This window comes from Cohaesibacter marisflavi, assembly GCF_963665895.2.
Lineage (GTDB): Bacteria > Pseudomonadota > Alphaproteobacteria > Rhizobiales > Cohaesibacteraceae > Cohaesibacter > Cohaesibacter marisflavi.
This window is the reverse complement of sequence record NZ_OY762534.1, coordinates 3174852-3187259: the sequence shown is the minus strand read 5'-3', so window position 1 is coordinate 3187259 and position 12408 is coordinate 3174852. Positions and strand designations below refer to the sequence as shown.

General features: G+C 56.6%; 10 protein-coding genes. 6 read left to right on the top strand and 4 right to left on the bottom strand.

Features of this window, described 5'->3' with window-relative positions; translation table 11 throughout:
• The first annotated feature begins 86 nt into the window (after positions 1-86).
• The 3 genes from flgK to ACKPCT_RS15400 all read left to right on the top strand — a co-directional run bounded on the left by flgK (position 87) and on the right by ACKPCT_RS15400 (position 3359).
• A complete protein-coding gene (flgK, locus tag ACKPCT_RS15410) occupies positions 87-1445 on the top strand; it encodes a flagellar hook-associated protein FlgK (protein WP_319567346.1) in 1359 nt (452 codons plus the stop codon).
• Between the two features lie 14 nt (positions 1446-1459).
• Complete coding sequence (locus ACKPCT_RS15405; protein ID WP_319567345.1) at positions 1460-2350, top strand: flagellin; 891 nt, start codon at positions 1460-1462, stop codon at positions 2348-2350.
• Between the two features lie 169 nt (positions 2351-2519).
• Complete coding sequence (locus ACKPCT_RS15400) at positions 2520-3359, top strand: inositol monophosphatase family protein (protein ID WP_210186657.1); 840 nt, start codon at positions 2520-2522, stop codon at positions 3357-3359.
• An 86-nt stretch (positions 3360-3445) separates the two neighbouring features.
• On the opposite strand, the gene ACKPCT_RS15395 is transcribed toward ACKPCT_RS15400, so the two are convergent.
• Positions 3446-4690 (bottom strand): NAD(P)/FAD-dependent oxidoreductase, encoded by a 1245-nt coding sequence (locus ACKPCT_RS15395; RefSeq protein WP_175527917.1) that lies wholly within the window; start codon positions 4688-4690, stop codon positions 3446-3448.
• A gap of 131 nt (positions 4691-4821) precedes the next feature.
• On the bottom strand, positions 4822-6339 hold the full coding sequence (locus ACKPCT_RS15390; RefSeq protein ID WP_319567344.1) for an aldehyde dehydrogenase (NADP(+)): 1518 nt from the start codon (positions 6337-6339) through the stop codon (positions 4822-4824).
• Between the two features lie 173 nt (positions 6340-6512).
• Between ACKPCT_RS15390 and ACKPCT_RS15385 the strand changes: the two genes are divergently transcribed.
• Entirely contained in the window at positions 6513-7550 is a 1038-nt protein-coding gene (locus ACKPCT_RS15385; protein WP_319567343.1) for an Ldh family oxidoreductase, read from the top strand.
• Between the two features lie 93 nt (positions 7551-7643).
• On the opposite strand, the gene ACKPCT_RS15380 is transcribed toward ACKPCT_RS15385, so the two are convergent.
• The gene (locus ACKPCT_RS15380; protein WP_319567342.1) at positions 7644-8606 is read right to left on the bottom strand and encodes a dihydrodipicolinate synthase family protein; all 963 of its coding nucleotides are present in this window, start codon (positions 8604-8606) and stop codon (positions 7644-7646) included.
• A 165-nt stretch (positions 8607-8771) separates the two neighbouring features.
• On the opposite strand from ACKPCT_RS15380, the gene ACKPCT_RS15375 reads away from it, so the two are divergent.
• Together ACKPCT_RS15375 and ACKPCT_RS15370 are read left to right on the top strand one after the other, a co-directional pair.
• Complete coding sequence (locus tag ACKPCT_RS15375; RefSeq protein WP_319567341.1) at positions 8772-9899, top strand: M24 family metallopeptidase; 1128 nt, start codon at positions 8772-8774, stop codon at positions 9897-9899.
• 37 nt (positions 9900-9936) lie between these two features.
• Positions 9937-11211, top strand: coding sequence for an alpha/beta fold hydrolase (locus ACKPCT_RS15370; protein ID WP_319567340.1), 1275 nt, complete (start codon positions 9937-9939; stop codon positions 11209-11211).
• A gap of 77 nt (positions 11212-11288) precedes the next feature.
• Here ACKPCT_RS15370 and ACKPCT_RS15365 read toward each other — a convergent pair whose 3' ends face one another.
• On the bottom strand, positions 11289-12290 hold the full coding sequence (locus ACKPCT_RS15365) for a 4-hydroxyproline epimerase (RefSeq protein WP_319567339.1): 1002 nt from the start codon (positions 12288-12290) through the stop codon (positions 11289-11291).
• Positions 12291-12408: the final 118 nt, after the last annotated feature.

Here is a 12408-nt window from a genome sequence, read left to right as displayed (position 1 = left end):
CGATGATGCAAGAGAGGCCTGGACACCAATATGGCTTTTGCGCCTTCCAGCGCAGGAGGAACAAAAGCCAATAGAGGGAATAGCCAATGACATCGCTGAATGTTGCCCGATATATCGCCTCCAGTTCGCTGGGCGCGACACAGGTTCAGGTATCCGTGACGGCAAACAATATTGCCAACGCAGACACCGAAGGCTATACGGTGAAATCTGCTTCAGCCAGTTCTCGCGCCTACGAGGGCGTTGGCGGGGGCGTGTCAGTTGATGGCGTTTCCTCTTCTGTCAGCAAATATCTCCTGACCGATCTGCTTGAGGCCACCTCGGGAGCGGCTTCGGCCACAAAGACCGCTGAATATCTGAGTGAGCTGCAGTCCTCACTTGGAACGTTGGAAGATCAAACTGGCGCGGGCACATCGCTTGGCTCGACGATTGCAGATTTCGAAGAAGCCTTGACCCAACTGGCCACAACACCCGAAAGCACGGCGCTGGCCAATAATGCGGTGACCGCTCTGGAAGACCTCACCAGCCAGATCAGGGATACGGCGTCCGATCTTCAGGGCATGGTGGACAAGGCAGATCAGGAGATTGCCGCAAGTGTGGATGATGTCAATGAAGCGCTTGAGACGATCGATGAACTCAATGATTTGATCCGCACTGAAAAGGCAGCAGGCAACAGCACAGCCAATCTGGAAGATCAGCTCAACTCGGCCCTGACGGATTTGTCGGGCACGTTGGACATCAAGACCTTTCCATCGGCAGATGGCACCACGAAGGTCTATACCACCACCGGACAAATACTCGTAGGGTCGACGGCGCATCTTCTCTCAACCGGCCTCGATGCCGAGGGGCAGACGACGATATCCGTCAATGGATCGGACATAACCAGCCGTCTTAATGGTGGCAACAGTAAGATTGGTGCCCTGCTGGAACTCAGGGACGAGACCCTGCCGGAGTATCAGGCTGCTCTTGATGAGATGGCGACGACCATGATCACGACCCTGAATGGGGTGGCGGGGCTGAGTGGTGATATTCTGACAGGCACCAGCGCCAGCGACATAGCGGTTGAAACCACGGTGAAGGATGATCCGACCACTCTGTTGGGAACCGGCAACGGCGCCACGACGGCGAACAATCTGCTTGATGCTCTTCAGGGAGATACGAGCTTTTCTGCTACTGGCAAGCTCTCTGCGGGAGACCGGACATTCTCCGAATATGCGACGGAAATTCTATCCGCTGCGGTGTCTGATGCCCAGAGCGCCTCTACCTCCCTCAATGCAGCCGAGGCAGACATGACTGCCGCGACGGATGCAATTTCATCAGCGTATGGCGTGAATGTCGACGAAGAGACGGCGCGCTTGTCAGAGCTTGAGCAGCTTTACTCAATCGCTTCTACCATTTTGAGTACCTTGCAGGAGATGTTTGATGACCTGCAAGCGGCAGTTTCATAGGTGACGATATGGCAATGCGCGTAGCTACATTCCAGACAACCTCTGCCCTGATGCAAAAGACGATGACCACGCAGGCCAGATTAGCTGAAGTGCAAGCGCAGCAGGCCAATGGTCTGAAAAGCTCGGACTATGGCGGCTTGGGGTCAAGTGCGGGCAGGGTGGTTGATCTCAGCATTTCCGTCACCCGCGCCGAAGCGAATATTTCTGCGGCAAATACCGTCGTCTCGCGCAATGATATGGCCTCGTCGGTTCTTCAGGACATCACGGACATTCTGACCAATGCGCGCAGTGCGGTCTCGGCCACCCGGTCCGATGATGAACTGCAAAGCCTGCAAAATAATGCGGCCGAGTATCTCGAAGACCTCAAGACCATGCTCAATACGCAATATCAGGGGCGCTATCTTTTTTCCGGCAGCACCACCGATACTGCGCCCGTCGATTTCACCGCCTATGCGGTTGCGGATCTGACGACCGTCAATACGGACTATTACCAGGGTGATGGCTATACCCAGACGATCCGGTTGAACAATGGCCAGCAGATGGATTACGGCATCACCGCAACTGTGAGCGGCTTTGAAGAGGCCCTGCGGGCGCTTTCCTATGTGGCCGACGGCAACCTGACCGATACCAGTGAGCTGCAGGATGTGGATGCGCTACTGGTCAGTGCACAGGATAGCGTGATTGCTGCCACTTCCAAGGCCGGGAATACGTCAAGCCGTTTGGGAAGCTACATCGAGAATGAAGAGGATTTCATCGCCGAGGCAGAAAATCTGGCTGCCGGAGAGACCTCTATCGATGCTGCCGAGGCCACGGTACTGGCGACGTCATACGAAACCCAGCTGGAAGCCAGCTATTCCGCTCTGAGTAAAATTCTCAACCTGAATCTGTCTGACTATCTGCGTTGAGTCTGGCGCCTGAGTGCCCGGTGGCTGTTTTTCCTTCTTGGCTGTGGTAGCTTGCCATGGTCATCTCCCTGTCATGATTGAGCGCCTAAAAGGGCTGCAAGCCTGTTGGCGCATCCTTCTGCGAACAGGTGCGCGTAAAAAAGCCAATCAAAACAAAAGGAGTGCGCTTGTGAAACTCGACCCATCCAGACAGCAGGCATTGATCAATCTTGTCCGGCAAGCGGCAGAAAGCGAAATCATGCCGCGCTTTCGCCATCTCTCGCCCGAGTCCGTGCGGATCAAGACACGGCATGACGATCTGGTGACTGACGCCGATGTGGCCTCTGAAGCCAAGATCAGCAAGGGCGCACTTGAGATCCTCCCAGAGGCCCTGATCATTGGCGAAGAAGCGGTTGCCGCCGATCCTTCCATTCTGGACAAGATGAGCGATGCCGATTGGGCCGTCATCATCGATCCGGTGGATGGCACATGGAATTTCGCCAACGGCCTGACGCAGTTCGGCGTCATTCTCGCGGTAACCTACAAGGGCGAAACCTGCTTCGGTCTTCTCTATGATCCGGTAATGGATGACTGGATCATGGCCAGCCGCGGCGAGGGGGCATGGTTCTGCCGCCCCGATGGGAAGCCCATCCGCCTGGAAACCTCCGCGCCAAAGTCTTACGGCGAGTTGGAAGGAATGCTGCCGCTGTTCATTTTCCCTCAGAACCAGCGGGAACGTTTGGCAGCCCAGATGGCTGCCCAGTTTGGTCGCCTTGATTGCCTCAAATGCTCTTGCCACGAATATCGCATGCTGGCGCAGGGGCGGGCGGATTTCATCCTGAGCCCCAAGAAGAATCCATGGGACCATGCTGCTGGCGTCTTGATCACGCAGGAAGCGGGCGGCGATGCGGTTTGTCTGGATGGCCGCCCTTACAAGCCGACCGATCATACAGGGTCGTTCATTGTGGCGCATAACAAGCAAAGCCTCGAGGCCCTGCGCAAGGAGCTCGCCTGGCTGGATGCCGAGTAAGCGGCAGTCTTGCCCATCCCATAAGAAAGCCCCGCAGCAGCGACGCTGGCGGGGCTTTTGCTTTTGAGTGACGGGCAAAGCTCCGTCTAGAAGAAGCGGCGGGATGAGAAGCCGTCAACGCTGAGGCATGGCTCCTGACCGGTGACAAGGTCGGCCGTCATCTTGCCCGTGATCGGCCCAACGGCAAAGCCCATATGCCCATGGCCAAAGTTGAAATAGAGGCCCTCATGCTGGCGCGATTCTTCGATCAGCGGCAGGTTGTCCGGGAAGCAGGGGCGGAAGCCCATCCACGGTTCATCTTCAACCGGCTTGCCGATCGGATAGAGTTTCTTGGCCCATTTGGTGGCCTTTTTAATCTGAACCGGCGTCTTGCGTGTATCCCGTGCGGCAAATTCAATGCCGCTCGTCAGCCGGATGCCATCTTCCATCGGGGTTAGAAGAAAGCCGATATCTTCATCCACGACAGGACGGATCATGCTGGCGCCATTGTCACTGGCAAAATGCTGATGATATCCGCGTTTGACTTCAAGCGGGAATTTATAGCCGAAGGGTTTGAGCAGATCCATGCTCCATGCGCCAAGGGCGATGACTACCTTGGGGGCGGTGACCGGACCATCTTGAGAAGACACTATCCAACCGCCATTTTCCTGCTTCAGGCTGCGCGCGTCGCCAAGCAGCAAGGCTCCGCCACGCCCCTTGAACAGTTCGGCATAGGCCTGCGTCACGCCGCCGGGAGAGGAAACAGAAACGCAGCCTTTCCAGTGAATGGCTCTGTCCTGCTCGGTGAAATGGAAGGAGGGCTCAAGCGCCTCCAGCTCTTTCTTGCCTACAATGTCATATTCAACGCCAAACTCGTCGGCATAGCCGAGAGTGCGGGCAGTGGATTCAAAGCTTTTCGGGCTGTGATAGAGATTGATCCAGCCGGTTTCGCGGAACTTGTCCATGATGCCGGCGTCGCGCGCGAAATGGAAATGCTCTGTTGCCGAAACCTGACGTAAGGGCGTAACGCGCCGTGCATAGGAGGAAATGCCAAAGGGCGTGGAAAGCCTCCACATGGCAAACAACCAAGGCGCAAGGCGTGGCATCATCGTGGGGTGATAATGCATCGAAACCTGGGTGTTGCTGCCATATTTCATCAGCGGCACGATCTCACTGGGAATGACCAGCGGCACATGGCCGTCTTTCTCGATGATTCCGGCATTGCCGTAAGAGGCTTCAAGGCCCGGTTCCTGACGATCCAGAATGGCAACTTTCAGGCCGCGCTCCTGCAGATGCAGGGCAGTACTTACGCCAACAATGCCGGCACCCAGGACGATAACATCATATGACACAGCAATACTCCTAAAGCATTTCCCAAAAGAAAGCGGCCTCTTGTTGGGCCTCTCGTTCGGCTTCTTGGGAACAGACAAAAAATGATTGAAACAAAGAAGGGGCCGGGTCGTCCAAACCCAGCCCCCTTGACTTACATATCCTTGGCGTCCTGAGGCAGAACGTCAAGCGGAATGTCCTGATAGCAGACTGGCCGCAGGAAACGACGGATGGACATGGTGCCAACCGACGTCGCACCAAAGTTGGTGGAAGCCGGGAACGGTCCGCCATGCACCATGGAGTCGCAAACCTCAACCCCTGTCGGGAAGGCGTTGGCCAGAATGCGGCCCGCCTTGCGCTCAAGGATCGGCAACAACTTGCTGGCAAGCGGTTTGTCTGCGTCGTCCATCAGCATCGTGGCGGTCAGCTGCCCTTCAAAGCTCTTGGCGATGGTGAGCATTTCCTCTTCGTCCTTTGCCGTGACGATGATGCCCATCGGGCCGAAAACCTCTTCCTTCAACGTCTGATTGGAGAGCCAGTCCGCGCCGGAAACCATGAACAGGTTCGGCGTTGCATTGCGCATGTCGCACATGGAAGTGAGCAACTCGCGGACGCTGGTTTCAGAAGCAACTGCGGCAACGCCCTTACGGTAGGTGTCGGCCATGCTTGATGTCAGCATGACTTGCTCTCCCACTTCCTTCAGGCCTGCAACTGTTGCCTGACCAAAGGCTTCTGCCTGTTCTTTCAGAATGATGGCAAGGCCCGGGTTGGTGCAGAACTGCCCGGCTCCGATGGAAAGGGACCCAGCCCAGCCCTTGCCCAGCTCTTCGCCTTTGGCCTTGACGGCTTCGGGCAGCACGAACATCGGATTGACCGAGCCAAGCTCGCCAAAGAATGGAATGGGTTCAGGCCGCGCAACACAGAGATCATAAAGCGCCTTGCCGCCCCAGAAGGAACCGGTAAAGCCGACGGCCTTGATTAGTGGATGCTGCACAAGAGTGGTGCCCACATCGCGACCACCGCCCTGAACAAGGCTGAAGACGCCCGGATGGATGCCACATTTTTTAACGGCAGCAGCAATTGCATCCCCGACGATTTCACCCGTGCCCGGATGGGCGCTATGGCCCTTGACAACCACAGGGCAACCAGCCGCCAGAGCAGCCGCGGTGTCGCCACCGGCAACAGAAAAGGCCAACGGAAAGTTGGAGGCGCCAAACACGGCCACCGGTCCGATTGGGCGCTGCATAAGGCGCAAGTCAGGGCGCGGTGCTGGCTGACGATCTGGCAGGGCTTCCGTGAGACGACGGTCGAGATACTCACCATTGCGGATGTGATTGGCAAACATGCGCAGCTGGCCGGTCGTGCGGCCCCGCTCGCCCTCAAGACGTCCTGTCGGCAGGCCGGTTTCCAGATTGCCTGTCTCGGTAATCTCGGCAGCACGCGCCTCGATTTCATCGGCGATGCATTCAAGGAAAGCCGCGCGCTCTTCGCGGGAGGAATAGCCATAGGACCAGAAAGCCTCTTCCGCAGCCTCACATGCCTTTGCTACAAGGTCAGGTGTGCCTTTTGAAAAATCATGTGCTGGTCCGGAGACGGGCGCTGAGGAGAAAATCTCTTCGCTTTTGACCTTCTCACCCGCGATCAGATGGCTGCCGTGGGGGGTATAGCTCATGGATATATCCTTTTGCTGCAAGAAAGACTTGATGTTCTGACGACACAGATAATACAATTTGTATGCATTTGGCAACCGGAGGATTTCCCGTTAGGGTCGGGAACCACAATTTGTCGCAAATTTAGCTACAGTTTAGAGAACGAAATACGCTTTTTGAACGATAAGAGGACGATATGTCACAAAAAGAAACGGTCACCATCGAAGCGCTGGAAGCGCGTGTTTCCCAAATCTTTGAGAAGATAGGCGCGCTTCGGGATGTGGCGGATTGCCTTGCCCACGTCATCGTGGCTGGCGAACGCGACCATTGTGCGGCGCATGGGCTTTACCGTATCGAGGGATGTCTGCGCACCATCAAGGCTGGACAGGTAAAACCGGATGTCGAGCCTGCTCTGATGTCGAGCGACGGTGCGATCGTCAAGGTGGATGCAAAAATGGGCTTCTCCAATCCGGCTTTCGCTTTTGGGTTGTCGCTGCTGGTGGAAAAGGCCAGAGAATTCGGCCTTGCCGCAATGGTGATACAGGACTGCACACACTTCTCCGCGCTCTGGCATGAAACCGAGGCCATCGCCGCCCATGGGCTTGCTGGCCTTGCCATGTGCCCAAGCTATGCCACTGTAGCGCCATTTGGCGGCAACGCACCCTTGCTTGGCACCAACCCGCTGGCCTTCGGCTGGCCGCGCCCTAACAAAGATCCTTATGTTTTTGACTTTGCCACCAGCATGGCAGCTCGTGGGGAAATAGAGCTTTACAATCGGGCGGGCAAACCGCTGCCGCAAGGGTGGGGCATCGACAAGGATGGCAAGGAAACCACCGATCCGGCTGCCGTTCTGGAAGGCTCCATGTTGCCATTTGGCACCCACAAGGGATCGGCCATTTCCACCATGATCGAATTGCTCGCAGGTGCCATGATCGGCGATCTGACGAGCCCCGAAGCATTGGAAGCGCTGGGCACCACAACGCTGGCCCCTCATCATGGCGAACTGATCTTGGCGCTCGACCCGATCAAATTCTCTGCCGGGCGCACGGACAACCCGTTTGAGCGCGCCGAAATGATGCTTGATGCCATCGCCGGACAGGGCGCGCGCCTGCCGTCTCAGCGTCGCTTTGCCGCCCGCAAGCAAACGCTGGCTGAAGGCATCACGCTGGATGAAAGTCAGCTGGCGCTGCTGGCGAAGTTTGAGGAAAAGGGGCTGGACGGGGTTAGCCTCTGACCACTCTAGGCCATGCCAAGGCGAAAAAAACGGAGCCCTTTTGCAATAGCAGAAGGGCTCCGCAGGGGGACTGGGTAATAGAGAAAGTGTGTCTTACCCAAGATATGGAGCGAGTGAAGGCTGCTTGCTCCAATTTGCGTACCAGTCATCAAACAGCTTGAGCTGTTTGGCGATATAGCCCTTCTGGCTTTCGCTCAAGACATCCGTCTCATTGAAGTTGAGCGTATATTCGGCCTTGCCGCGCAGAACCATCATATATTTGAAGCTGAGAACCAGATCTGGCATCTCATCAAACTTGGACAGAACTGCCAGCGACGCTTCCAGCTCAAGGGCCAGACGACGGGCTTCTGTGTTGCCTTTCACGGCATCTTGGCAAAGTGCGATCATCAACAGCACTTCTTTTGGCAGGATGTTACCGATACCGGTGATGGCCCCTTGTGCACCGCAATTGACATAGCCATGGAAAACGGCCGTATCCACACCAACCATCAAGAGCGCATCGTCACTATCGCTGCTGGTCATGTTTTCTGCTGCATAGGAGAGCGCGGCTACGCCACCAAATTCCTTGAAGCCGACCAGATTCGGATGGGTCTTGCGCAGCTCGAAGAAGAGATCCGCTTTGGTGGCAAAGCCATAATAAGGGCTGTTATAGATCACGCCGGGCAGATCAGGTGCCGCAGAAAGAACGGCTTCGAAATGGGCCTTCTGGGCGGCAGCAACAGAGGTGCGGGAAAGCTGGCGCGGGATGATCATCAGGCCCTTGGCGCCGACTTTCTGCGCATGAGCAGCGTGGGCGGCAGCCATTTTGGTATTCATGGCGCCCAGACCGGCAACGACGGGAAGGCCTGCTTCGACCAGAAGCTCAACGCCTTTCATGCGCTCCGCATCCGTCAGCAGAGGCCAGTCGCCCATGGAGCCGCAATAGACAACGGCGCCCATTCCGGCGTCGATCATTTCCTTGCCTTGTTTGACAAGAGCGTCATAGTCGGGGGTGCGGTCTTCTTTGCATGGCGTCATCAGAGCAGGCATGCAGCATGTGAAAATAGTGGAGTCCATGTGATTGTCCCAAGAATTATCCGAAAACCCGACCGGTCCCGCCTTTTCGGGGTGGATAGAAAGATCTATGTTTATGCAGAGACAATACCAGTTGTATTTTAATTGTCGACATGAAATGTTACAAAAGGCACGGCTTTTTTGCTTTCTGTTGATAGGACGTATGAAATGGAGCAGATCCTTATGAATGATTCCAAGAAAATTCTGTTTGAGAATCGCCTCTCGCGGCTCAGAGCGCGCATGGCGGAGATAGGGACGGATCTGGTCGCTGTGGGGCCGACTTCGAACATGGCCTGGTTGGCAGGCGTATCTGCGCATGGGGATGAGCGGCCGGTGATGGTGCTGGTCACCCAGAAGGATGCCGCCTTCCTGATGCCGGCGCTCAATCAGGATAGCGTACGCCAGCATACGGATCTGCCTTTCTACTGCTGGACCGATGCCGATGGCGCTACAGGCGCCTTGAACAAGATGCTGGCCGACTTCGGCCTTGCGAGGCAAGGTGTGTCGGTGGCTGTAGATGAAGCGATGCGCGCCGATTTTGCTCTGCTGCTGCTGGATGCGCTGCCGGATAACAAACGTCAGTTCCTTGGTGATACGCTGGGGTATCTGCGCTGTCGCAAGGATGAAACGGAATATGCCCAGCTCAAGGAAAATGCCGTGCTGACCGATGCCTGTGTCACCGCAGCCTTTGACCATCTGCAGGTGGGCATGACGGAGCTGGATGTCATCAAATTCATCGATGACTATTTTGCAAGCCACGGCGCAACCACGGAATTTGCCAGCGTCTGCTTTGGCGGCAATGGGGCATTTCCTCATCACGACAGCGGCGAGACAAAGCTTCAAGAGGGCATGCCTCTGATGATCGATCTGGGGTGCCGCAAGGGGGGCTATCCAAGTGACATGACTCGTTCGGGCTATTTCGGGGCCAAACCGGAAGGCTATGAAGAGATCGCAGTCGTCGTGGAGGCGGCGGTCAAGGCCGCTCTTGCTGCGGCCAAGCCCGGCGTGAAAGCCAGCGCCATTGATGATGCCGCCCGCTCGACCATTGCCAAGGCTGGCTATGGTGAAAAGTTCCTGCACCGCACTGGTCATGGACTGGGTATCGACGTGCATGAGCATCCCTACATGTCGGCCAGTTCAGAGACAATCCTTGAAGAAGGCATGGTCTTTTCCATCGAACCGGGCATCTATCTGGCAGGCCAGTTCGGCGTGCGTCTGGAAGATATCGTCATCATGCGCAAGGATGGGCCGGAAATCCTGTCCGACAAAACGCGTGACCTGATTGCAGCCAAGTGATGGCTTGTCCTGAACTCTGCTCTTTAAGGAGAGTGCAATGACTTATGTGACATTTCCCGGTGTCGCCTATCGCGATATCACGCTGCCGGTTCCCCTGGATTGGGCCAAACCGCAGGGAGAAGGCCTGACGCTGTTTGCCCGTGAGGTGGTGGACCCTGTGCGCAAGGAGGAAGATCTGCCGTTGCTCGTCTTCCTTCAAGGTGGCCCCGGTGGCAAGGGCCCGCGCCCACAAGGGGGCGGCCCGGCATGGCTTAAAACCGCACTCAAGACACACCGCGTCGTGCTGCTCGATCAGCGCGGCACGGGGCGGTCCTCACCGGTGGAAGGGCGCCATATGCAGCGCTTTGCCTCCGGCGAAGAGGGAGCCCGTTTCCTTGCCTGCTTCAGGGCAGACAGCATCATTCGCGATTGCGAGCATCTGCGCAAAGAGGTCTATGGTGGCCGCAAATGGTCGAGCCTTGGCCAGAGCTATGGCGGTTTTCTGACCCTGTGCTACCTCTCCCTTGCCCCAGAGGCGCTGGAAGCCTGCTATGTAACGGGCGGATTGGCCGGGATTGAGGCCCGTGCGGAAGATGTCTATGAGCGCACCTTCCTGCGGGTGGCTGAAAAGAACCGGCATTATTATGCCCGCTATGAGGCCGATAGGGATGTGGTTGCCCGCATCGCCGATCGTCTGGCAAGTGACGACATTCGCCTGCCCGACGGAGACCGGTTGACTGTGCGCCGGTTGCAAACCCTCGGTATGGCCTTCGGCATGAAGCCGGGTTACGAGATGGTGCATTGGTTGATCGATGAAGCGCTCGATGGCGATGGCACCCTGACCGACAGCTTCCTTTCTTCCATTATGGTGGAAACAGGTTATGCCACCAACCCGCTTTTCTGTGTGCTGCAAGAGGCCATCTATGGCCAGCATGGCAACGCTTCCAACTGGGCGGCGCAACGGGAGCGGGAAAAGCATGCCGCTTTCGCAGAGAGCCATCGGCCCTTGCTTTTTACCGGCGAAATGATGTTCCCGTGGATGTTTGAGGAGATCAGGGCGCTCAAACCATTCCAGGCGGCAACAGAGGCACTGCATGCCATGCCGCTGGAAGAACAGCTCTATGACAAGGCGCGTCTGGCCGCCAACGAGGTGCCTGTTGCGGCTGCCGTCTATTTTGATGACATGTATGTGGATGCAGGCCTGTCACTGGAAACAGCCGGTCGGGTTGGCAATCTCAAGGCGTGGGTGACCAACGAATATGAGCATGACGGCTTGCGTCAGGACCCGCGTGTTTTGGCGCGTCTGATGGATATGGTCGCAGGCAACGAATAGCCGAGGCTTGTGCGAGATAAAAATAAAGCGCGGAGCAAGGCCCCGCGCCAGTTTGCCTTCAAGCTGTTTAGTCTGCTTTAAAGCACCGTAAAACCGTGGGCATAAGGGTCGCGATCATCAATGAAGATGGTGTTGAACCCGGTCTGGCGTGCCCAGCCGCCGATAGATGGAATGATGGCATCCTTGTCGCCGACCTTGGCGGCGGCTTCTACCCGTCCCTTGAACAGGCTGCCAATGATGCTCTCGTGAATGAAGGCATCGCCGACACCCAGCCGCCCCTTGGCGACCCAATGGGCCATGCGGGCAGAAGTGCCTGTACCGCAAGGGGAGCGATCAATGGCCTTCTCGCCATAAAAGACTGCGTTGCGGGCTGTGGCTTCCGGCGCCAGCGGCTTGCCGGTCCACAGAATATGGCTTAGGCCGTTGATGGCCGGATTCTCCGGATGCACAAAGTCGTATTTTTCATTGAGCGCCGCACGTAGCTTGGGTGAGAAGCCTACCAGCTCACCGGCTGAGAAGTCGGCCATATCCTTGTAGCAATCCTGAGGCTCGACTATGGCGTAGAAATTGCCGCCATAGGCCACATCCACATGCACTTCTCCAAGCCCGTCAATCTCGGCAGTCATGTCTTCAGCATAAAGGAAGGCGGGCACGTTGGTCAGCCGGACCTCTTCCACATAGCGGCCTTCCTGCCGATACTCCACGGTGACCAGACCGGCGGGCGTATCCAGCCGCAGCTTGCCCGGTTCCTTTGGGGTCACCAGACCGTTCTCGATGGCCATGGTCACAGTGCCAATGGTGCCGTGGCCACACATGGGCAGACAGCCTGAGGTTTCAATGAACAGGACGGCGATATCGCAATCATCCCGCGTTGGCGGATAGAGAATCGATCCGGACATCATGTCATGACCGCGCGGTTCAAACATCAGCCCTGTGCGAATCCAGTCAAATTCGGCCAGAAAATGTGCCCGTTTCTCTATCATGGTGCTGCCTTCCAGCAGCGGGGCGCCGCCCGCAACTAGCCGCACCGGATTGCCACATGTATGGCCATCAATGCATTGAAATGTATGGTTTTTCATCGGATACTCTGCTCAGGTGATGCGCTTTGTGCTCTGTGCGTTTCTTTTCTCGCATTGACACGTTAATATGTCGACAATTAAAATACAAACATTTGCTTCAGGACTTTCAAGATATTCG